Genomic DNA, 21989 nt, shown 5'->3' with positions numbered 1-21989 from the left:
ATCCATCATCATATTTAGCCAATTAAAATACGCCTCCAAAGTTAGATTTTTTGGTCTAACTTTGGGGGCGCACTACAGACAGCTGGTTTTTTATATTTTTGTGACAATAGCATTTAAGAGCATACTGAAACTACTGCACGAAAAGTTTAGCTCAAACAATGATGTATTTCCCATATTTATACAGTAAAATATCCCTTCAAATTAACTGAAAAGCAAAGCATCCACTCACACAGATGGTGATGGTTATTATATTCATTTTTTCGATAACCGAAATTTTTTATAAAGCTTAAATCCTACAAAAACAATACCAATAATTAAAATAATTTCTAATATAATTGGTATATAAGGCGCTATCCATCCCATAATTTTACCTCCTTTATTTAAAACTTGTTGTTAATTTCTTCCCACTCACTGAAGCTTTTAATGTAACATTCCAGTTAGTGAGCCTATTTTTACAATCAAATACATAACTAGCACTCGAACCAGAGCTGGTTTTTGAAAGTTTCGTTTTTTTCACATCAAGTCCTGGACTATAAAATTGATACCAAGGATTGTAAACACTTCTTTTATTTAACTTTTTGTAATCTATTTCAATAATTTCAATAGTACTTCTGCTAAGGCATCTGCCGTTGTTGTAATCGTTGGTGGGCGTTTGTATATATCATCGCGAACTTTCTCCACCATAATTAATAAAATAACACTATTTAAAATTAGTGAAATTGCATCTGCTTCTTGCGTAGAACTTTGATTTGGTAACATTTCTTTCACTTTTTCATTAACACGCTCATATAAATATTCTACAATCGACGGATCAATAAATTCCATATCTTTACTACCCATTTCACGAACAGAAATCACCATAAAATAACGATACTTTTCATAAATATCCGAAATAAATTGACTTGCTTGACGTAAAAATACTTTTTCACTTTCAAAATCTTTATCAAAAAATTGATTAATTTCTGCTTTCATACTCTCAAATTGGACTTCAAGTGTCATATGGATTAAGTTATCTTTATTCTTAAATTTTTTAAAAATAGTGGCTTCATTTATTCCAGCTGCTTCTGCTAGTTGCCTAGTTGTAGAGCCTTTAATGCCATGTTTGGCCATCATACAAAGCGTTGCATCCATGATGGTTTCATTTGTAATCATTCATATACCTCCGTTCAACTAAGTAAGCACTTGCTTATATTAAGTATAACAAAGACAAACCTTTTTGACAATTTAATTACAATTTGTATTACTATTACATGAAATCAAAGAAGTGTGCCATAATAAGCATAGAATATTCATTTAGAAGAAATGGAAGTGATTTATCATGCATAAAACTAGAAAAGAACGTATTCTTGAAGCCTTAAAAGATGAAAAGAAAAATAAAAAAAGCAAACAACTAAAAACTGGGGCAACAATCGCTGGTGTTACTGCAATCGCAACCTCTATCACTGTCCCTGGAATTGAAGTAATGGTTCATGCTGATGAAACAGCTCCTGCAGATACAGCATCCAATAATGCCAATGATCAAAAAGAAACAGAAACTACAGCAGAGGCAGAAATCCCTAAAATAGAAACAAATACACAGCCTAATTCTGAAACTACAACAGCTGCTAAGAAAGAAGAAACTGCTACTATTAGCAATCCTGATAATGTGACTAGTTCCTCTACCCCAGCAAATTATAGTTCAGTGCAAAAAACAGTTTTACGTTCTGGCGCAAGTGTGCAACAATTCATTCAATCTATTCAAGCGTCTTCTTCACAAATTGCCGCAAGTAACGATTTGTATGCCTCTGTAATGATTGCACAAGCTATTTTAGAAAGCGCCTATGGAACAAGTGAATTAGGTTCGGCGCCAAATTACAATTTATTTGGTATAAAAGGTGCTTATAATGGGCAATCATATACTAAACAAACGCTAGAAGATGATGGTTCAGGTAATTACTACACGATTACTGCTAAATTCCGAAAATATCCATCTTACCATCAATCCTTAGAAGACTATGCGAGAGTTATTCATAACGGTCCTAGTTGGAACCCAAATTACTATTCTAAAGTATGGAAAAGTAATACAAATTCCTATAAAGATGCAACAAAAGCCTTAACTGGTACTTATGCTACTGATACAGCTTATGCAACTAAACTAAATAACCTTATTAGTACTTATAATCTAACACAATTTGATAAAGGTGGCTCTTCAACAAGCACCTCTAATACATCCAATAGCAACAGCTCAAATAGCGCCACATATACTGTTGTCAAAGGAGACTCACTTTGGAAGATTGCTAGTAAATATAAAGTGACTGTCGCTAATCTTAAATCATGGAATAACCTTAAATCAGACAATATTTATATCGGACAAAAATTAAAAGTTGGAGCTTCTTCCTCTTCAACTAACACAAATACTTCTAAACCTAGTACCAGCACTAACAAACCTACCACAAGTACAAGCGCTAAAACTTACACTGTTAGCAAAGGGGATTCACTTTGGAAGATTGCTAGTAAATATAAAGTGACTGTCGCTAATCTTAAATCATGGAATAACCTTAAATCCGATAATATTAAAATCGGACAAAAATTAAAAGTAAGCAAATCCAAGACTACTAACACTAGCAAACCTAGTACTAATAAACCAAGTAGTTCCGCAACCAAAACTCACACAGTCAAAAAAGGAGATTCCCTTTGGTCGGTATCAAGACAACATAAAACAACCGTAGATAAAATCAAATCGTGGAATAAATTAACGAGCAATACGATTTATGTTGGGCAGAAGTTAATAATAAAATAAAATTGTTTCACATGAAACAATTTATACCTACAAAAAAAGCCTACTCATTTTAAAATGAGTAGGCTTTTTGTAGGTTTCTAAAAATGATGGAAATTCTCCACAGGCATTACAAACACAGTCGCACCACCAACTTGAACTTCGATTGGATAAGGAACATAGGTATCTACTGTAACTCCGAGAGACGCAGATGGGGTCATCATTTGTTCGCGTGCTTTACAGTTTTCTTTAATAATTGCTAGGGCTTCTTCCACGCGCTCATCTTCTGTTCCGATAATAAATGTTGTATTCCCGGCTTTTAAAAACCCACCAGTAGTAGCTAGTTTTGTCGCACCGAATTTGCCTTTGGTAAGTGCATCAGACAGACGGTTGCTATCTTGGTCTTGAACAATCGCAAATATCAGTTTCATAGAAATCAACCCTTCCTAAAAATCTATCTTTTTTCCATTATATCAAATAAATCACATTTTAAAGAACGATATGCACCAAGGGATACACGTGCACCTCACACCAGATGTTAGTTTAATTTGCTTAAAATATCTGTTAAAATCACATCTGTAATTTCTTCAGGAGACTTTGTTGCATCCACACGCATAAAACGATCTGGAAACATCGCAATAATTTTTTCGTAACCTGCCTGCACTTTTTCATGATAAGTAATATCTTCTTTATCTAACCGATTGATTTCACGACCTTTATTCGCAGCGATTCTTGCTAAACCAACCTCAGCGGGGACATCTAAGTAATACGTGCGGTCAGGTATCGTATCTTCAATCGCATACAAATTCACTTGTAAAACTTGTTCCATATCCATGTCACGTCCAGCACCTTGATATGCAAGTGAGCTATCCATAAAACGATCACATAGAACTGTTTTTCCTGCTTCTAAAGCTGGCCGAATTGTTTCAACTACATGTTGACGACGAGCTCCAGCAATAAGAAGCACTTCTGTTTTCGGGTCCATTTCCTCATTACCAATTCCTAAAACAATATTTCTTACTTTTTCTGAAATAGGACTGCCACCTGGTTCACGAGTTTTTATAAAATCAATGCCAGATTCTTCCATTTTTTTAGTAAGTAGTGTGCTTACAGTGGTTTTTCCAGAGCCATCAGGACCCTCAAGTGTAATAAAAATTGCTTTCATTTAGTTATTTCCTTTCCCTTTACGTGTCGCTTTCTGTTTGATTATAGCATAAATTAGCGAAAAACACGGATGTAATTCGTTGCTAATTTTTCGCCACCTTGGTAGTGGTGTTTTTGAAGATTAGTTAGCTCTGGAAGATGTTTTTCAGTTAGCCTTTCCCCGCGGATAATCGTTGGAATTCCAGGTGGATAAAGCGAGATAGTTTCAGCTGATATTAAGCCAATCGCATCATCTAATAATACAAAATCAGTTGGGTGATCATGCATTTTTTCATAGGCCAATGCTAGTTTTGACGTACCAGGCTCCCCTTCTTCATAAGGAAGTGTTGCTACAGCTTTTCTTTCTGGAGAATAAATTCGATTAATTGGTGTGAAATCCATTCCTTTTTTTATTAACGGTAAAATAAGTAATAGTTGTTTTTCGTCTGCAAGTTCTGGAAAATACGAGTTTGCTTCAAAAATTTCTTGAAGTTCATAGCCTGTATAGCCTGGTTTTCGGACGATTATTTTCAGTGGATCATCTGGTAAAATAAGCTCAAATTTATTTTTAGTCAGCCATTTCAACCATTTTGCCCGCATTTTCCAAAACGCCTCTATATCCGCATCTGAATAGGTTGCTACATACTTTCTAGCAGCATCAAGCGAAGCCATAATAAGGTATGACGGGCTACTTGACTGAAATACTTGCAAATAGTAATCTAGTTTGTCAAAAATCGGTAAATCATGCACAATATGCAAATAGGATCCCATCGTTAGTGCTGGCAATGTTTTATGTGCTGATTGAACCACAATATCCGCACCAAGATCTACCGCACTTTTTGGGAATTCAGAACTAGTTAAAAAATGGGCCCCATGCGCTTCGTCAACAAAAACTATCACACCAAATTGATGAGCAATTTGAATACATTTTTGCAAATTAAAAGTTGTTCCATAGTAACTTGGATAGGTGAAAATACATAATTTCACTTCCGGATGATTATGTAAGGCTTCCGTTACTAGCTCTGGTGTCACCCCATTCGAAGTGCCAATTTCCTGATGTAGTTGCGGTGTTAAAAAAATCGGTTCTCCTCCCGCCAGCTCAATTCCATGCAAAATCGACTTATGCGCATCTCGTGGTATTAAAACCTTCTCCCCGCGTCGTAAAGTAGTCATAATAACGGCTAAACTTCCTCCGCTCGTACCATTTACAAGAAAACGGCTTTTTTTCACCCCATAACATTCAGCAAGTAACAGTTTTGCTTCTAAAATCACTTCTTCTGCGTGATGCAAATCATCCATTCCAGTGATTTCTGTCACATCCCATTTTAAACATTTCTGCCATACTTCTGGGGAGATAGCTCCTCCTTTGTGACCGGGTACGTGAAGGGATATTGGGCAAGACTGGGCATGCGCATCTAGCTGTTCTACTAAAGGCATTTTAGATTGGTTTTGCATGGCGAACGCTCCTTTTTAAATTCTCTCTATTATTGTACCATTTTGCCCGATTTATAACACTTTCTTGCAATTTTAAAGCGTTTTCATTTTAGAAGCGGTATAATAAAATTAACAACCACGTTTTGACTTTCTAGTAAAGGGAAATTGAGGTAATAAGAATATTTTAAAGGAGGTTTTTTGTCAGATGAAAAAAATTCTTAACGGTACAGATCAAGTAGTGGAGCAAATGGTAGAAGGTTTAGTTAAATCGCATACAGATATTGTTCACCGTGTGGAAGGCACTCGAGTCATCGCAAGAAATGATAAACGTAAAGGAAAAGTCGGCCTTGTAAGTGGTGGTGGCTCTGGACACGAACCGGCTCATGCTGGTTACGTTGGGCGCGGAATGCTATCTGCAGCAGTGTGCGGTGATGTGTTCACTTCTCCAACTCCTGATCAAATTTATGAAGGTATAAAAGCTGCTGATCAAGGTGCTGGTGTGCTTTTAATCGTAAAAAACTATACTGGTGATGTAATGAACTTCGAAATGGCCGCTGATTTAGCAGATGCTGATAATATTAAAGTAGCGCAAATTGTTGTGGATGATGATATTGCCGTGGAAGATAGTACATTTACTACCGGTCGCCGCGGAGTTGCTGGAACCGTTCTAGTGCATAAAATTATTGGTGCCGCAGCAGAAGCAGGTGCCTCTCTTGATGAACTAAAAGCACTCGGCGAAAAAGTGATTTCTTCTATCAAAACGCTTGGTGTTGCTCTATCTCCATGTACAGTTCCTGAAGTTGGACATCCCGGATTTGAGCTTGCTGGTGACGAAATAGAATTAGGAATTGGTATCCACGGAGAACCTGGTTTTACTCGAGAAAAAATTATGCCTTCCGCAAGTCTAGCAAAACAACTTTATGAACGAATTGCACGTGAAGGAAAATTCATCTCAGGTGATAAGGTTGTTGTGCTAGTTAATGGAATGGGCGCAACTCCATTAATGGAACAATATGTCTTCGCAAACGATGTCCATGAACTTTTGAAAAATGCTGGTATTAGTGTTGAAAAAACATTAGTCGGTGATTATATGACTTCCCTAGAAATGGCTGGACTATCTTTAACCATTTTGAAATTAGAAGATGAAAAATGGGTAGATATGCTAAAACTTCCTGTTGAAACTATTGCTTGGTAAAAAGATTTGGAGGAATGAAAATGACTTATGATAAGGATTGGGCGCTTCGTTGGTTAAATGATTTTGGGGAACGTGTGCAAGAAAATAAACAGTTACTAAGCGATCTTGACCAAGCGATTGGCGACGGAGATCATGGCATAAATATGGCGCGTGGCCTAAGTGAACTCAAAAAAGCTTTTGCTGATAAAGAACCTAGTGATTTAAAAGATGTTTTTAAAACGGCTGGAATGACAATGGTTAGTAAAGTAGGTGGCGCATCAGGTCCGCTTTATGGCACGGCATTTTTGAATATGAGTAAAGTGGTTGATTCCGATACAATTGATTCAGTTGGCTTAACGAAAGTCATTGAAGCTGGGTTAGAAGGTATTGAAAAACGAGGAAAATCGCATGCTGGTGAGAAAACGATGATTGATGTGTGGGAACCAGTTGTTCATGCACTTCATCAAGAAGATTTAACAGATGATGTAGTCGAAGCGGCGTTACAAAAAACCAAAGATTTAAAAGCAACTAAAGGACGAGCTAGCTACCTCGGCGAACGTTCAATTGGTCATTTAGATCCTGGCGCTTACTCTTCAGCTCTACTATTTCACGCAATGCTTCAAACGGAGGTGCACTGACTTATGAGCAAACCTTATGGCGTTGTAATTATTTCTCACTCTAAAGATGTTGCAAAAGGCGTACATGATATTATAAAAGAAATTGCGCCAGATGTTTCAATCACCTATGCTGGCGGAACGGAAGACGGACGAATTGGCACAAGTTTTGATGCGGTGAATGATGCTATCGAACAAAATAAAGCTGATAAAGTCTATACATTCTATGACCTTGGAAGTGCCAAAATGAACATAGAAACCGTTGAAGAGATTAGTGATAAAGAAATTATTCTTTTTAATGCGCCAATTCTTGAAGGTGCCTATGCAACTGCTGCCCAAATTCAAATGGATGAAAAACCAGAAGTAATCGCAGCAAATCTAAAAACGATTGAAGTTAAATAAAGGGATTGTGATTTATTTTTAATCAATAATCTGCATAACAAAGCAGCACCTATCTAACTAATAAACCTGTTAGATAGATGCTGCTAATTAATGATGAAAATTTTAATATTTCCTAATATTGAACCACACTCACTTTTAAATGATACAATAAAGAAAAAAAGGAGTTATCATATGACGATTGATGCAATTATTTTAGATATTGATGGTACACTTTTGAGTGATAATAAAGAAATTACTGCAGCTACAAAAAAAGCGCTTATTAGGACACAAGAAAATGGAATTAAGCTAATCCTCGCATCTGGAAGACCTACAACGGCAATGCAACAGTATGCAGAACAGTTAGAAATGGATAAATATCACGGTTTGATTGTTTCATATAATGGTGCCAAAGTAATAGATTGCCAAACCAATGAGGAACTATTCAGCCAAGCATTAACTGTTTCTGAAGGTAAAGCAGTGCTAGAGCATATCAAACAGTTCGACGTAAAAGCAATGATTGATAAAGCTGACTATATGTATGTAAATAATGTTTTTAATTGCTTTGTTCCCTATCGTGGTGAAGAAATTAATATTATCGAATATGAATCTCGAAGTGGAAATTTCAAACTGTGTGAGAAAGATGACTTGGCCGCTTTCTTAGATTACCCAATAAGTAAAATATTGACGGCAGGAGATCCAGCATATTTACAAGAAAATTATCAAGCAATGATGGCACCTTTCAAAGATACTTTAAATTGTGTTTTTACAGCAGATTTTTATTTTGAATTCACTGCACAAGGTATTGACAAGGCAAAGGCACTTCATACAGTTTTAGAACCAATGGGAATTAGTGCAGCGAACTTAATCGCATTTGGGGATGGCCATAACGATATAACAATGGTTCACTATGCTGGGAAAGGCGTTGCCATGCAAAATGCTGTTCCTGAATTGAAAGAAGCAGCAGATATGGTTACTTTGTCCAATAATGAAGATGGAATTGCCGATTTACTTAATAGCTTGGTTTTAAGTGAATAAAACGAAAAAAGAAATTCTTGCTGATGCTAAATCTTCAAGAATTTCTTTTTTATAGTTATTTGACAGTTTGCTTTTCTGTTCAGACTTTTGCAAATCCTTTTCCTATCTATAGAATACTTTGTGTAGTTTCTGTGCTTCCTAGTTGGTTTTTATATAAATTATATTTGACAAATAATAACTCCGCAACTAAATACAAGCTAGCAGTAGACTCAAAGCTATGTGTGCTCTTATTATCAAAATGAATACTAGTGTTTTTTATATAAATATTTTCTTTACTTAAGGTTGCCAACGTACTATTTTTTAATTTAGAAATTGAAATAACTGATACGTTCATCAATTTCAATTGTTTAGCAACTGAGACAACGTTTTTAGATTCCCCGTCAAGTGAAATCAAAATTACCAAGTCATCTGCTTTAACAATATTAAAAAACTCCTTATTCAATGTGATTGCATCAAAATCATAAAAACAATCTCCACTATGCAGGAAAAGGCGTTTCAACTGGCGAGCCACTGCCATTTGATAATCACCTGATCCAAAAATAAATACTCGCTTTGCTTGATAGATAAGACGGCAAATCGGTAAAAAATCTTTTTTGCTGATTTCTTCAATTGTCCTTATGTATCCTTCTGCAATAAGTTCCACGGAGTCATTCTCCATTTTTGTCCCTGTTTCAAGATCAAGTTTGATATGCACTTTTAACTCACTATAGCCATCAAAAGAAATTTTTTTGGCAAAACGAAGGATGGTTGTTCGTGAAACATTGCATTCTGAAGCCAATTCATTAATGCTCATAGAACTACATTTCTCCTTATTATCACGAATATATTGCCAGATATGAAGATCATTGTAGTTAAGTTTATCATAAAATGAGTTGACTAATTCTTCTAGTTTCATTTTTGCAATCCCTCTTCTCAGATAATTGGTAACATTTTCCTTCATTATTGTAGCACTAACAAACAGCTAGCTCAAGGTTCCTTTTTAGCAGGCTGTGAAATATCCCACTTTTTGTGAAATGTCCCAAATTGTGAAATCACGAGATAAATCTCTTCTACGTATTGTAAAGCGCTTTCACTCCATCTATACTTAAGTTTATTAAGACGTCTTATAAAAAAAAAGGGAGGTTTTACCTATATGATGAAAAAAGTGCAACGTTTCGGTGGGGCCATGCTCACGCCAGTACTTCTATTTTCCTTTGCCGGAGTTGTTGTTGGGTTCGCTATTTTATTCATGAATCAAGATATCATGGGCGACCTTGCTAGTCCAGATAGTCTATGGTACCAAATTTGGAACGTTATCGCAGAAGGTGCTTGGACTGTATTCCGGCAAATGCCTCTTCTCTTTGTTATCGGTTTGCCAATTGGACTTGCAAAAAAAGAAAGTGGGCGAGCTTGTTTAGAGGCTCTCGTTACCTACATAACCTTCAACTATTTTCTTTCTGCCATCTTAACAACCTGGGGAAGTTTCTTCGGAGTTGATATGACACAAGATATTGGTGGTACGAGTGGGCTTGCACAGATTGCGAGTATTAAAACGATTGATACTGGGATGTTTGGTGCATTAATTATCTCTGGAATAGTTGTCTATCTTCACAATCGCTATTTCGATACAGAACTACCTGAAGTACTAGGTGTTTTCCGAGGAACTTCATTTGTTGTAATCCTTGGTTTTATTGTTATGTTACCTATCGCTTTCTTATTTGCTTTTATTTGGCCACATTTCCAATCATTTATGCTTGGCCTACAAAGTTTCTTCATTTCATCAGGGAATATTGGCGTTTGGATTTACTCTTTCCTACAAGAAATCCTGATTCCAACTGGACTACATCACTTTATTTATGCACCATTTGCTTATGACAATGCAGTAGTTCCTGGGGGAATGGCTGCTTACTGGGCGACTCATCTGGGAGATTTCCAAACTTCTTCTCAATCACTGAAAGAAATGTATCCGGCTGGTGGATTTGCTTTGTCAGGTATGTCAAAAGTGTTTGGTTCAATAGGTATCGTTTTTGCTTTTTACAAAACAGCACGTCCAGAAAAAAGAAAAGCTGTCCTTGGTTTGATGATTCCTGTTGCTGCTACAGCTGTTTTTGCGGGTATTACTGAACCACTAGAATTCACCTTTCTTTTTGTTGCGCCGGTACTGTTTATCGTTCATGCTGTGCTAGCCGCAACTACTGCAACAGTCGCCTATGCATTTGGCGTCGTTGGAGACTTCGGTGGTGGTTTAATTAACTGGTTTGCTGTCAATTGGCTACCGCTTTGGAAATACCACTGGACAACCTATATAACACAAATTATTATCGGATTAATTTTCGCTTTTCTTTGGTACATTATCTTTGTTTTCATTATTAAAAAAATGGATTTAAAAACTCCTGGTCGTGAACCTGAGGATAGCGAAGTAAAATTCTACACCAAAGCAGACTATAAAGAGAAAAAAGAAAAAGGTACTAAAAAGGAAAGTCCTAACTTGAAAAAAGCTGGTCTGTTTTTAGGAGCACTAGGAGGCTCTGAAAATATCACTGATGTTACTAACTGTGCAACACGTCTACGCCTTACGTTGAAAGACCCTAACCTTATGGGACCAGATGCCCAGTTTTTACAAGCTGGTGCTCATGGAGTCGTTCGAAATGGTCAAGCAATTCAAATTATCGTGGGATTATCTGTCCCATCTGTTCGCTCAGAATTTGAAAATTTATTAAAAGAAGAGGATGAAGAATCATGAAAAAAAGTTCTATATTAATAGCTGGTGGAGGAAGTACTTATACAGCCGGAATCGTGGTCATGTTACTAGAAGCAAAAGAAACATTCCCAGTCCGACAAATTAAATTCTATGACAATGACAAAGAAAGACAGAAAAAAGTCGCTGAGGCCTGCGAAATTATTATTCGCGAACGCGCGCCAGAAGTTGCTTTTTCCTACACTACTGATCCAGAAGAAGCTTTTACTGATGTTGATTTTGTAATGGCGCAACTTCGTGTTGGTAAATACGCTTTACGTGAACAAGATGAAAAAATTCCTTTTAAACACGGTGTAGTTGGGCAAGAAACTTGTGGCCCTGGTGGAATTGCTTACGGACTTCGTTCTATCGGACCAATTATTGAACTTATTGATTATATGGAGAGCTATTCGCCAGATGCTTGGTTATTAAATTATTCTAACCCAGCAGCAATTGTTGCTGAAGGTACACGACGACTGCGTCCAAATTCAAAAGTTATCAACATTTGTGACATGCCAATTTGCTTAGAAGATATTATGGCTCGAGCAATTGGACTAAAAAATCGAAAAGAAATGGAAGTTCGCTATTTTGGACTTAATCATTTTGGCTGGTGGACAAGCATTCAAGATCATTCCGGTAATGACTTAATGCCACAAATCAAAGCACATGTAGCAAAACAAGGTTACACAGAAAACACTCCTGCTGGACAGCATAAAGAAGAGAGCTGGCTTGAGGCAATGCGAGCAGGTGAGCAATTACTAGAAATTGAGCCTGCCTTCCTCTCTAACACGTATTTGAAATACTACTTGATGGCAGATGAAACTGTTGCTCATGCGAATAAATCCTACACACGTGCCAATGAGATTATTGATGGTCGTGAAAAAGAAGTCTTTAGTGAATGTGCACGTATTGTAAAACAAAACACCGCTAAAGATACTACATTCCATTCCAATGAGCATGCTAATTTTATTGTTGATTTGGCAAGAGCGCTCACATTTAATACAAAAGAACGGATGCTACTAATTACAGAAAATAACGGCTCAATTGAAAACTTTGCTGCGGATGCAATGGTGGAAGTCCCATGTATTGTAGGAAAAAATGGCTTTGAACCACTCACAATGGGTAAAATCCCTACTTTCCAAAAAGGGCTAATGGAACAGCAAGTTGCTTCTGAAAAATTAGCTGTAGAAGGTTGGATTGAAGGTTCTTACCAAAAAGTTTGGCAATCCATCACGTTAAATAAAACCGTTCCTAGCGCTAAAGTAGCCAAAGAAATTCTCGATGATTTAATTGAAGTAAATAAACCATATTGGCCTGAATTAAAATAAGTTCAAATTTCAGAGCGAGTTGGTTACAAAACCAGCTCGCTTATCCTTGGAGGAAGATAAAAATGAGAAGCGCTTTTTTAACACTGTTTAGCTCTATTAAGAGAAATAACATCTCTGCTAGAGTTTTACAATTTACTGAAATACTTTTTTTTGTAGCTCCGATTCTTTTCTTATCGTATTTGTTACTAATTTCCTGGCAAACACATTTAGATATGCTCGAACCAATTAAACAAAACCCTGTCTATACGCTTTATTTTATTATGTTTCTTAGCTTCTTTTTTTGCGGATTTGTTATCCACTTTATTCGAAAGGATAGCCACATAAATAAAGAAAATCCGCTTTTGAAACTGGAACTTCTCCTATTGACAGGATCACAGTTGCTTGTTCTAAATCTTTTTGGCACAGCGCTCTTGGTCTGGTATATACAACGCGAATACGGGCAAAATATCTTTAAGATAACCTTGAGAAAACAATCAGTAAAATTTAAAAGTTGGTCGTTTATTATCACATGCTACATTCTAGTAGTGTCGCTACTCATTTTTGTTCTTCGTTTAATACTAAAAATAAATTAGAAAGGTCTGTGTGCAATGTTATTTAATTTCAAGAAAAAAAAGAAAACAGTATTATCACTTTCTGCACCTATTGATGGTACCTGTGTCGCTTTATCAGAAGTACCGGATGAAGTATTCTCAAGCAAAATGATGGGAGACGGGGTAGCTATTCAGCCCACTAGCAATAAATTATTTGCTCCAACAGATGGTAAGATAACTTTTATTGCTGAAACAAAACATGCGATTGGCTTCGTAACAACTGATGGCTATGAATTATTGATTCATGTTGGATTAGATACAGTGGAACTAAATGGAGAAGGATTTTCACTGGATGTTATTCCGGAACAAGAAGTCACAGCGGGCACACAATTGCTCTCTTTTGATTCTGCATTTTTAGAAAATTCCCAGTTAAACTTGATGACACCGATTATTCTACTGGAGAATAAAAACCTTGCCCTCACACCACTAGCAATTGGTGCGAAAGTGGTTGCTAATCAAACTGCAATCATCAGCTGTACGCAAATTTAAACAGGAGGTATCCCCGTGGAAGATGCCAAGAAAAGACGCAGATTTACGCTACTTTATTTATGCATGTATATGGCTTTTTCTTTTTCAATGACCCAGTTCACTCCGTTTCTTTCCAAAATTGGCTATGATGAAATGGAACGGGGGATCCTATTATCTTCTTATGCAATCACAACCATTTTGTTACAAATTGCCATTGGTTTTTTTGCTGATAAGTTTCAAACTATCAAGAAATTCATGTTTTTATTCATTATTATTTTTCTAGTTACCACATGCGTTTTTTACCTTACAGATACGCCGCTTTTAGGCATACACTTAACATTAATTGCCTTTAGCGGAGGCTTAATCAATACCTGTACGGGACTTACTGATACATGGGTATTAAAAAGTAGTTATTCTGTTCAGATGAGTTTTCCATATATCAAAGCTTTTGGATCCATTGGATGGGCAATTGGTAGTGTGCTCTTATCATTTTTATTATCCACAAATGGCTATTTTGGTCTTAGTATTGGAATTTTCTTGTTATCACTTTTGACACTTTTCTTTATTTTTCGTTTGAGCGATATCGAAAAAGAACCGTCATTAAATCATAAGAAACTTCAAGCAGCTGACTTCAAAGCACTCATTGCAGATAAAAATTATGATTTACTTATTTTAATATTATTTTTACTTTATAGCGTAATTATTGCCAACAATATCACTGTAATTGATAAAATGTTAACTCTTGGCGCTTCAGATATTCAAATTGGTTATAAGTGGTCAGTCCAATCCATTTTTGAGATTCCAGCTTACTTCTTCGGACAGAAAATCATGAAGCATTTCAGCAACTACACACTATTGCGTATAACCGCAATCACGCTGACTACGCAATTTGTCTTGTTTACTTTAGCGAGTAATGTGTGGGCAATTATCCTTATTAGTTGTCTTCAATTTTTAACGACTCCGATTTTGATGATTGCTTCAAAGCAGTTAATTTTGCAAAATTTTTCTGCAAAACTCCAATCGACTGCCCAATTATTTGCACTCAGTATTTTCACAGGTGTTTCTTCTCTCATCATTCCTGTGATTGCCGGTACACTAACAAAATATACTTCTGTTAATATGAGTTTACTACTCCTTTCAATTCTTCCAGTCATCGCTTTTTTATTATTACGTATTTATGAAAAGAAACAACGTGCAGAAAAGTTAGCCATCTGTTAAAAAGCTAATTCTCACTAGTTATTCCATTAAAAAACTTTTCTTACCAGATTTATTTCTGGAACTGACCTACGAATGTGGGACAAAATAAAAAGCACCTCCTGTTAAATTCATTTTACTCGAATTCAACAGGAGGTGCTTTTTAAATACTTTCCTATAATCTAGATACTAATTTTCTTTAAAATAATAAATTGAATTGGTTTAGTCATTTTATGTAGCTTGACTTAGACACAATCCATTAGTGTTCCCTGAGACTTAATTATATAACGTTTGATAATCCTCTAGTAATAACCAAGGTGTGGATTTTCTGTTAAGCACTCTATTAGAATTTCGCACTTTCAAAATCGAAGACACTGTGGAAACAGAACATTTTGCTAACTTTGCTAGTACATAAATTTTTAACCATCTTGGAAATTCAGGGTTTGTATGATAATTGAGCTGATATTTATCAATAAGCATTTTTAAAACCATATCCACTCGTTCTTTTGCATTACCTGCGCTTAATTGTATTTCCCACTCTAAATCTTTCTCTAAATCCTCTGCTATTTGCAAAAAGAAATTAGACAATAGTTTTTGATCTTCCAATTTAGCAAAAACCTCATGCACCGGAACCAAGCTATAGGTTGTATCTTCCAACCCATATATAGTAAGACTTCCTTGTGTAGTGTAGATAATTTCTTGCTCCCCAACAATTCGACAGCCATTATATTGACTTGTCATTCTTTCTTGTATTACCAAGCCACTCTCGATGATAAGCATTTGGCTTGAGTCCAAGATAAATTGATGCCTTTTCTTTAGTTCTTTTTTTATAGGATGGAAATTTTTTGTAATCCACGAATAAATTAGTAAATCTTGTTTAACAAATTGATGAAATTCCATAAAATCCATCTTAATATCACTTCTTCCTTTTTTCTTTAACAACTTTTAGAAAAGCATTATCTGCACTTAAAAAAAGATAGGGTATGTCGTTGTTACCCATACCCTACCTTTTTCTTCGTTCTACTATTTAATTATTGATGTCTTTTTCTTCTTCTTGTTGTTGCCCATAAAAGCACGCCAAGTCCTAGTAACGCAACACCAGCCCAAACTGTCCATAGGTTTGTTTGGTCACCAGTTTTTGGTAGTGGTTTTGCTTCTAGATATGTTGCTTTGTGGGAGTTTTGATCATTATTATTAATATTAATATTTGGATTGTCTGAACTTGCATCTTTCGCTTCTACACGAATGGTTGCTGTAACAGAAAGTAGTTCTTTACCAGCATCTGCTGTTCCTTCATTTGGATCATAAGTGTAAACAACTTTATATGTCCCTACTTTATCTGTATTAACTGTACCGCTTGTTGTTACTTTAGAGAATGGAATAGCTTCTCCATCTCTATTTATTGCATTAATGAAGTTGTCTTTCGCACTCCATTTATCACCTTTTTGAATAACGCTGTCTTTAACAGTGATTTGTGCTTTGTTTTCTAGTACAGTCACATGTACAACTGTTTTTACACCGTCATAACTATAGCTGATTTCATAAGTTCCAGCAGTATTTGGATCTACTTTTCCAGTGACAGTTACATCTGCAAAGGCTACTTTATTGCCTTTTTTGTTCACTGCACTATCGAAGTTATCTTGTGCACTCCATTTATCACCTGCATAAATGGTACTATCATGTGCTTTCACGGTAGTTTGTCTTGGTTCTACAGTGACATTGATTGTTGTTGAAACGCCATCATAGCTATAAGTCACTTGATATACACCTGGCGTATTCACATCCACTTTGGAAGCACCTGTTACTTTAATATCTTTGAAATCAACTTTATTGCCAGCTTTATCTGTTGCACTATCAAAGTTGTCTTCTGCACTCCATTTATCACCTGCATAAATGACCGAATCATGAGCCATAACTGCTGTTGATGGATCTTTTACAGTGACATTGATTGTTGTTGAAACGCCATCATAAGTGTAAGTTACTGGGTAAACGCCGGCTTTATCGGTATCTACAGTGCCACTCACATCTACATCAGCAAATGCTATTGTGTTGCCATCCTTATCTAGTACGCTATCGAAGTTGTCCTCTGCACTCCAGCTATCATTAATATAAATAGCGGAGTCATGTGCATTAACAGCTGTTTGGATATCTTTCACTGTTACCGTGATTGTTTTAGATACTTTGCCATAAGTGTAAGTTACTTCATAAGCACCGGCTTTATTATTATCTACGGTTGGTTTTTCTGTAACAGTAACGTCATCAAATGTTACTGCATTACCATCTTTATCAAAAGCACTATCGAAATTATCTTTTGCTGTCCATGCATCTCCCACATAAATAGAAGAGTCATGCGCGCTGATACCTTCTTTGTTTTCTTTGACAGTAACGGTAACGACTGTAGATACTCCGTCATGTGTGTAAGTGACGTCGTATGTTCCAGCTTTAGTAGTATCAACTGTTCCTGAAACTGTGATATCTGCAAAGTCTATCGGATTTCCATCTTTGTCTAAAGCACTATCAAAGTTGTCTTCTGCTGTCCATGTATCTCCAGTATAGATTGTTGAATCATGGGCATTGATGGCACTTTGTTTATCCTTGACTGTTACGTTAATTGTTTTAGAAACGCCATTATAAGAGTAAGTTACTGGGTATGTTCCGGCAACATTTGTGTCAACCGTTCCTGAAACTGTGACATCTGCAAATGTTACTGTTTCACCAGCTTTATTTAGCGCACTGTCAAAGTTGTCTTCTGCTGTCCATGTATCACCTACATAAATAGTAGAATCATGGGCATTAACTGCAGTTAAGTCAGCTGCAACAGTTACTTGAATGGTTACTTCGGTAGTTTTGCCATCTTTAGTTAACGTATATGTTAATGGATATGTTCCGCCTGTATTTGGACCATTTTTAATAGCATCTAATTGTGTTTGATTTACTTCCACTAAACTTGTACGGTCTTCAGCGCTAGAGTTTACACCACTTTTCACTTCTTCAAACGCTGCAGTCTTACCTAGATCCATCGATTGTGTGTCTGTTAATGCAACGGAATCTTTGTAAGTCATATTGAAATCAGTAGCACCCATTGTATAACCATCTTTTTGTGTAACTGTTCCACCTGGTGCTGTTACATATACTGGTGCTGTGGAACTTTGTGTTGTTCCGAAAATGTCTTGAAGTGCAATTGTTAAATCAGTTGCCGCAATGGTTTTATCGCCAGCAGAAACGCCGACAACCGCTGCAGAACCATCACTTTGTGTTTGTACTGTAGCTACACTTGAATCAGCAACTGTCCATTTATATCCATCTGTGCTTGCTTGGATATTGTTGAAGAATTCTGGTTCGATTGTGTCTTCTGCCGCTTGTCCGCTTGTAGAAGCAACTTTTGGCAAGGTGATTTCTAAACTATTTCCTGCTTGTACTAATTTTTCATTTAAATTCACTTTTAAATCTTGATCTGGTGTGTAGTCATAGTATCCAGCATTGATATATTGGGATTCTGGGATAGTGGAATCAATTCCTTTAACCCAACCTTTATCAGCTCCACTAGCTACTACATCACTATCAATAGAACCATCGTTACCTTTACCATTTGGTGAATATTGATAACCTGCTTTGTCTGGGAATTTCACCGCATAAGTTCCATAACCAACGCCATCATTGTAATCAAATTTATATGAACCATTGGCATCCGTTTTGGTTGTCACATTGGCACCATTATATGTTGCTGGCTCATAACTAGAAGTAGCTTCATTCCATTTGTAAAGCTCTACAGTTTCGCCTGCAAGTGCTGTATCGCCTTGTGCACCTTCATAAATTCCATTAGCATCTTTATCATTAAATAATGTTCCTGATACTTCACCAATAACAAGTTCCGCACCTACTTTTGTTCCTGATAGAGAACCAGAGAAAGTATTGGTAACTACACGGTAGTAAGGGTTATAAACGTCCCGTTCACCGATTTTATTATCAGATGTAGCTGAGTCAAATGTTTCATCTACATTTAGTGGTACTTCGAATGTTTGTGTTTCGCCTGCATTAATTTGCGTTTTCACTTTGATGCGAACCATATTTACTTTACTGAAATCGGACACTGTATCCGTGTAAAGTCCTGCTGATTCATAGTCGTCCGCTGTTGCTGCCGTTGCATAACCAACTTCAAATTGTGCTTGTTGATCTGTAGTTAATGGTAATGCTCCACTCAATTTCATATCCCAATTGAAAGCTGCATCTTGGAATTGTGGTCCAAAATTCTGACCTGTTTTTGGAATTGGAATATAAAGTTCAAAAGTATTAGCTGCACTGCTGGCTGTATTTGTAATTTGAACCGTGTAATCTGCATCCGTTCCAGGAGTGAAGTAAGAAACTGTGCTGTCTTCTCCTTCTACATACGGATCTTTAGCCCCTTCTCCAGCTAGACTTAAGAATGTTTGAACTACTACAGTATCTTGTTTGGAAATATTTAGTGGACTAGCTTGAACAGAAAGTAATTTCTCATCTGTTACACCATTTTGGTTGATGTCTATACCCATATCATCGAAGCTGTTATAAGATACTGCAGAAGCAACATCTGGTCCGCCCCAAGCAATGACATCTTTTGCATCCATACTAATTGTGCTATCTATTGTAAGATCAAAGACTGTATCATAACTTAGATTTAAATATTGTTTTTTCGTTGGGTAGCCAACATATGCACCCACAGTTGCATTGGTTGTTTTCAATACATATACTTTGTTACCATTACTTGCTGTTTCTTGTTTGACAGTGAAATCAACATTATTTCCATCTTGGTCAGTAAGTTTAATCGTGGAAGGTTTAATCGTTGTACCGTCTATTTCTTGTAAATATACATCTGGGTTATTGAGTACAGTTGCTGTTCCAAATGGATAATCATTTAAGGATAATGTTGCTTTAGTACTTACAGTATCCCCAGCTTTTGCTGTTTGGATAGCTGTACCGTCTGTATTATAGAAAGTAGCTGTCCCATCTGCAGCAGAGGTAGTTGTATCAGGAACACTGTACGTGGATACGCCAGTGGATTTCGTTGTATCCTGATGACCAGTAGCCCAAACAGATCCTGTAAATTTAACTGAAGTAATACCTGGTTTAGCCTTACCATAAGAAGTTGTGGAGTTCCAGCGATAAATAGCAGAACCTTCTGAGCTAACATAACCTGGTGAGAAAGCACCTACGTTTGCTCTTACTGCTGTGAAATACTCGCCATCCTTAAGTCCTGCTGCCTGTGCATCTAATCTATAGGATTGGTTGTTGTTTTTAGTAAGTGCTCCTGTGTACGGTCTATAGTCGCTATCTAAATTAGTTTTATACAAGACACCAGTTATTTCATTATCTGGCATGGTGCTATCAAATGGTAGATTTACCATATAAGCTTCCCAATTTGGATCAAATTCAATTTGATACATTTGATCCGTTTTTACACCGGCAATTTGTTTATTATCAATTCTAATACTACCAGCCCATGTTTCATTATCTGGGTTGAGACTTCCATCATTGGCAACTAAATTCATTTTGTTTTCGCCAGGGTCTACTACTACACAGTTGTCTAAATCTGCTACTGTAGTTAGATCCGATGCATCTCTTGTTAATGCATCTGACTCAAATACTTCCCCATCATAAGTGGTAATTACGGCATGTGGAGCTTTAGCAGCTGTATAAGTTCCAGCTGGCGTTCCTTCTGGTACTTTATATTTCACGGAGTATACTGCATCATTTACCCCATTATAATTCAGTTGATCAAATTCAATCACTACTTTATTTTCTTCAGGATAGTTCGTAATGGTTTTGTTAGCATTGCTTGGGGATAAATTACCATTACTATCAGCAACGCCGACAAATTCCATACCTGCTGGATAATAAAGTGTTGTTGTTACATGTTTTGCCATGAAAACACGCGCACCACGAGCATCTTGTTGGTTCAAGGCATTAACTACAGAATAAGGTTTTGTATAATTATAGGATTCATATGAACCAGAACTTGCGGTTACTTCTTTTAGCCATTTCGAATCATACCAATTACGGAACATCGTTTTTACGTGGTCTTGATTCGCATAACCAACTACTTTATTTCCTTCTGCATGAATCGATTGTTCAGCTGAAGAAACTGGTGTAGTATCTCCGTTTACGAAAGCATCTGCTTTAATTGGTGTTTTCAAATCTGTTGCACCATAGTATTTTGCTGCATCTAAACGAACAGAGAATGTAAAACTTGCTTTTTCTGTTCCTTTATCTAGGTCATAGCTAACTGTACCAAAAGTTGCTTTATTATAAGTTGTTTCAAGGTCAGGTACTGTAGCAGAAGTAATTGCTACACTTAGTGGATCGCTTGCACCTAAATAACTCAAAATGCTTGAATCTACATTAGAAGTAGCTTGATAATTACTTGGTACTGGAACGGTGACAAAACGCATTCCATCAGGTAGAGTGAAATTCACTTTTTTTCCTGTAGAAGTACTATCTCCAAACTCCACTGTTGCTGTTACTTCTTTAATATCACCATTAGCCCAAGCTGTTTGGTCATAATCTGGGATACTTAGACTAACATTTGCCTCACCAGCTGCAAGTTGAGTTGCTGGTTCTGCTTTCACTGTTTCTTTTACAGGAGCAGCTTGTGTTTTTGGTTCTGTTGTTTTACTTGTATCATCAGAAACAATTCCAGTTACATCATATGAAGCTGTATATGTTTTAGTTTCTGCTTTTTCTGTACTTGTATTTTTATAGGTAACTAAAAAGTCTGTGTTACCATTTTTTTCAGCTTTATAGTTTGCTTCTTCACCTTCTGTTTTCTTACCATCTGGTGTTTCGATAGTTAGAATTTCCACCTGTTCATTTGCAGGTGTTACTTTAAGACTCAAATCAGCAGACTTTTTATCGCTTGAGAGTTCAGACTTAACTTCATAAGAAAGTTCTTCGTTACTATTTTCTTTAGCAAACGCGCTAATTGTTGCCAAGTTGAATTGACCTAATACTAGGAAAATTGCCATTAGCGACACTAAATAACGATGTATCGGTTTTTTTCTCTTCATAAATACGCTCCTTCAAAATTATTAGATTTGTTTAGCATGAAATATATATTTAGTTGCATCTGCTTACCAGCCCTTGGTAATCCTCTTCAAATTTAGTTATTCCCCCCACAAAAAAGA

16 protein-coding genes and 1 pseudogene are annotated in these 21989 nt (G+C 36.4%); 9 read left to right on the top strand and 8 right to left on the bottom strand.

Annotated elements, in window-relative coordinates:
• Positions 1–376 precede the first annotated feature (376 nt).
• Both HCJ50_RS06465 and HCJ50_RS06460 read right to left on the bottom strand, forming a co-directional pair.
• Positions 377–562: pseudogene (locus HCJ50_RS06465) on the bottom strand (DUF5626 family protein); the annotation flags it as partial.
• A 23-nt stretch (positions 563–585) separates the two neighbouring features.
• Entirely contained in the window at positions 586–1152 is a 567-nt protein-coding gene (locus tag HCJ50_RS06460) for a TetR/AcrR family transcriptional regulator (protein ID WP_185347692.1), read from the bottom strand.
• Between the two features lie 166 nt (positions 1153–1318).
• Here HCJ50_RS06460 and HCJ50_RS06455 point away from each other — a divergent pair, with 166 nt between their 5' ends.
• Complete coding sequence (locus tag HCJ50_RS06455; protein WP_185347694.1) at positions 1319–2779, top strand: 1,4-beta-N-acetylmuramoylhydrolase; 1461 nt, start codon at positions 1319–1321, stop codon at positions 2777–2779.
• Between the two features lie 77 nt (positions 2780–2856).
• On the opposite strand, the gene HCJ50_RS06450 is transcribed toward HCJ50_RS06455, so the two are convergent.
• From HCJ50_RS06450 to HCJ50_RS06440, 3 genes are all read right to left on the bottom strand, one after another.
• A complete protein-coding gene (locus tag HCJ50_RS06450; protein WP_185347696.1) occupies positions 2857–3186 on the bottom strand; it encodes a cyclic-di-AMP receptor in 330 nt (109 codons plus the stop codon).
• 107 nt (positions 3187–3293) lie between these two features.
• Entirely contained in the window at positions 3294–3920 is a 627-nt protein-coding gene (gene tmk, locus HCJ50_RS06445) for a dTMP kinase (protein ID WP_185347698.1), read from the bottom strand.
• A gap of 53 nt (positions 3921–3973) precedes the next feature.
• On the bottom strand, positions 3974–5353 hold the full coding sequence (locus HCJ50_RS06440; RefSeq protein WP_185347700.1) for an aminotransferase class I/II-fold pyridoxal phosphate-dependent enzyme: 1380 nt from the start codon (positions 5351–5353) through the stop codon (positions 3974–3976).
• A gap of 184 nt (positions 5354–5537) precedes the next feature.
• Between HCJ50_RS06440 and dhaK the strand changes: the two genes are divergently transcribed.
• The 4 genes from dhaK (at position 5538) to HCJ50_RS06420 (ending at position 8536) form a co-directional block, all read left to right on the top strand.
• Positions 5538–6527, top strand: a complete 990-nt coding sequence (gene dhaK, locus HCJ50_RS06435; protein WP_185347702.1) for a dihydroxyacetone kinase subunit DhaK — start codon at positions 5538–5540, stop codon at positions 6525–6527.
• Positions 6528–6547: 20 nt separating this feature from the next.
• Positions 6548–7144 (top strand): dihydroxyacetone kinase ADP-binding subunit DhaL1, encoded by a 597-nt coding sequence (gene dhaL1, locus HCJ50_RS06430; RefSeq protein ID WP_185347703.1) that lies wholly within the window; start codon positions 6548–6550, stop codon positions 7142–7144.
• 3 nt (positions 7145–7147) lie between these two features.
• Positions 7148–7522 carry a dihydroxyacetone kinase phosphoryl donor subunit DhaM gene (gene dhaM, locus HCJ50_RS06425; protein ID WP_185347705.1) on the top strand — a complete coding sequence of 125 codons (375 nt, stop codon included), beginning with the start codon at positions 7148–7150 and terminating at the stop codon, positions 7520–7522.
• 171 nt (positions 7523–7693) lie between these two features.
• A complete protein-coding gene (locus tag HCJ50_RS06420; protein ID WP_185347707.1) occupies positions 7694–8536 on the top strand; it encodes a Cof-type HAD-IIB family hydrolase in 843 nt (280 codons plus the stop codon).
• A 106-nt stretch (positions 8537–8642) separates the two neighbouring features.
• On the opposite strand, the gene HCJ50_RS06415 is transcribed toward HCJ50_RS06420, so the two are convergent.
• A complete protein-coding gene (locus tag HCJ50_RS06415; protein ID WP_185347709.1) occupies positions 8643–9431 on the bottom strand; it encodes a MurR/RpiR family transcriptional regulator in 789 nt (262 codons plus the stop codon).
• 237 nt (positions 9432–9668) lie between these two features.
• Here HCJ50_RS06415 and HCJ50_RS06410 point away from each other — a divergent pair, with 237 nt between their 5' ends.
• The 4 genes from HCJ50_RS06410 to HCJ50_RS06395 all read left to right on the top strand — a co-directional run bounded on the left by HCJ50_RS06410 (position 9669) and on the right by HCJ50_RS06395 (position 14856).
• A complete protein-coding gene (locus HCJ50_RS06410) occupies positions 9669–11258 on the top strand; it encodes an alpha-glucoside-specific PTS transporter subunit IIBC (protein WP_185347711.1) in 1590 nt (529 codons plus the stop codon).
• Positions 11255–12580 carry a 6-phospho-alpha-glucosidase gene (locus HCJ50_RS06405; RefSeq protein WP_185347713.1) on the top strand — a complete coding sequence of 442 codons (1326 nt, stop codon included), beginning with the start codon at positions 11255–11257 and terminating at the stop codon, positions 12578–12580. The genes HCJ50_RS06410 and HCJ50_RS06405 overlap by 4 nt, the downstream gene beginning before the upstream one ends.
• 587 nt (positions 12581–13167) lie before the next feature.
• Positions 13168–13659 (top strand): PTS sugar transporter subunit IIA, encoded by a 492-nt coding sequence (locus HCJ50_RS06400; RefSeq protein WP_185347715.1) that lies wholly within the window; start codon positions 13168–13170, stop codon positions 13657–13659.
• 15 nt (positions 13660–13674) lie between these two features.
• Positions 13675–14856, top strand: coding sequence for an MFS transporter (locus HCJ50_RS06395; protein ID WP_185347717.1), 1182 nt, complete (start codon positions 13675–13677; stop codon positions 14854–14856).
• A 252-nt stretch (positions 14857–15108) separates the two neighbouring features.
• On the opposite strand, the gene HCJ50_RS06390 is transcribed toward HCJ50_RS06395, so the two are convergent.
• Together HCJ50_RS06390 and HCJ50_RS06385 are read right to left on the bottom strand one after the other, a co-directional pair.
• Positions 15109–15741, bottom strand: coding sequence for a cyclic nucleotide-binding domain-containing protein (locus tag HCJ50_RS06390; RefSeq protein WP_246456478.1), 633 nt, complete (start codon positions 15739–15741; stop codon positions 15109–15111).
• A 122-nt stretch (positions 15742–15863) separates the two neighbouring features.
• Complete coding sequence (locus tag HCJ50_RS06385) at positions 15864–21872, bottom strand: bacterial Ig-like domain-containing protein (RefSeq protein WP_185347719.1); 6009 nt, start codon at positions 21870–21872, stop codon at positions 15864–15866.
• Between the last annotated feature and the right edge of the window lie 117 nt (positions 21873–21989).

Origin of the sequence: Listeria immobilis (assembly GCF_014322765.1) — a bacterium.
Lineage (GTDB): Bacteria > Bacillota > Bacilli > Lactobacillales > Listeriaceae > Listeria > Listeria immobilis.
Note: the sequence above shows the minus strand (reverse complement) of the source record. Positions and strands in the feature narration are given on the sequence as shown.

What these genes read in the sequence shown, in the direction of transcription:
- HCJ50_RS06410 (WP_185347711.1), top strand. Translation starts at nt 9,669, where the DNA reads ATGATGAAAAAAGTGCAACGTTTCGGTGGGGCCATGCTCACGCCAGTA.
- HCJ50_RS06455 (WP_185347694.1), top strand. Translation starts at nt 1,319, where the DNA reads ATGCATAAAACTAGAAAAGAACGTATTCTTGAAGCCTTAAAAGATGAA.
- dhaL1 (WP_185347703.1), top strand. Translation starts at nt 6,548, where the DNA reads ATGACTTATGATAAGGATTGGGCGCTTCGTTGGTTAAATGATTTTGGG.
- HCJ50_RS06460 (WP_185347692.1), bottom strand. Translation starts at nt 1,152, where the DNA reads ATGATTACAAATGAAACCATCATGGATGCAACGCTTTGTATGATGGCC.
- HCJ50_RS06440 (WP_185347700.1), bottom strand. Translation starts at nt 5,353, where the DNA reads ATGCAAAACCAATCTAAAATGCCTTTAGTAGAACAGCTAGATGCGCAT.
- dhaK (WP_185347702.1), top strand. Translation starts at nt 5,538, where the DNA reads ATGAAAAAAATTCTTAACGGTACAGATCAAGTAGTGGAGCAAATGGTA.
- HCJ50_RS06420 (WP_185347707.1), top strand. Translation starts at nt 7,694, where the DNA reads ATGACGATTGATGCAATTATTTTAGATATTGATGGTACACTTTTGAGT.
- HCJ50_RS06405 (WP_185347713.1), top strand. Translation starts at nt 11,255, where the DNA reads ATGAAAAAAAGTTCTATATTAATAGCTGGTGGAGGAAGTACTTATACA.
- HCJ50_RS06400 (WP_185347715.1), top strand. Translation starts at nt 13,168, where the DNA reads ATGTTATTTAATTTCAAGAAAAAAAAGAAAACAGTATTATCACTTTCT.
- HCJ50_RS06415 (WP_185347709.1), bottom strand. Translation starts at nt 9,431, where the DNA reads ATGAAACTAGAAGAATTAGTCAACTCATTTTATGATAAACTTAACTAC.
- dhaM (WP_185347705.1), top strand. Translation starts at nt 7,148, where the DNA reads ATGAGCAAACCTTATGGCGTTGTAATTATTTCTCACTCTAAAGATGTT.
- HCJ50_RS06385 (WP_185347719.1), bottom strand. Translation starts at nt 21,872, where the DNA reads ATGAAGAGAAAAAAACCGATACATCGTTATTTAGTGTCGCTAATGGCA.
- tmk (WP_185347698.1), bottom strand. Translation starts at nt 3,920, where the DNA reads ATGAAAGCAATTTTTATTACACTTGAGGGTCCTGATGGCTCTGGAAAA.
- HCJ50_RS06390 (WP_246456478.1), bottom strand. Translation starts at nt 15,741, where the DNA reads ATGGATTTTATGGAATTTCATCAATTTGTTAAACAAGATTTACTAATT.
- HCJ50_RS06450 (WP_185347696.1), bottom strand. Translation starts at nt 3,186, where the DNA reads ATGAAACTGATATTTGCGATTGTTCAAGACCAAGATAGCAACCGTCTG.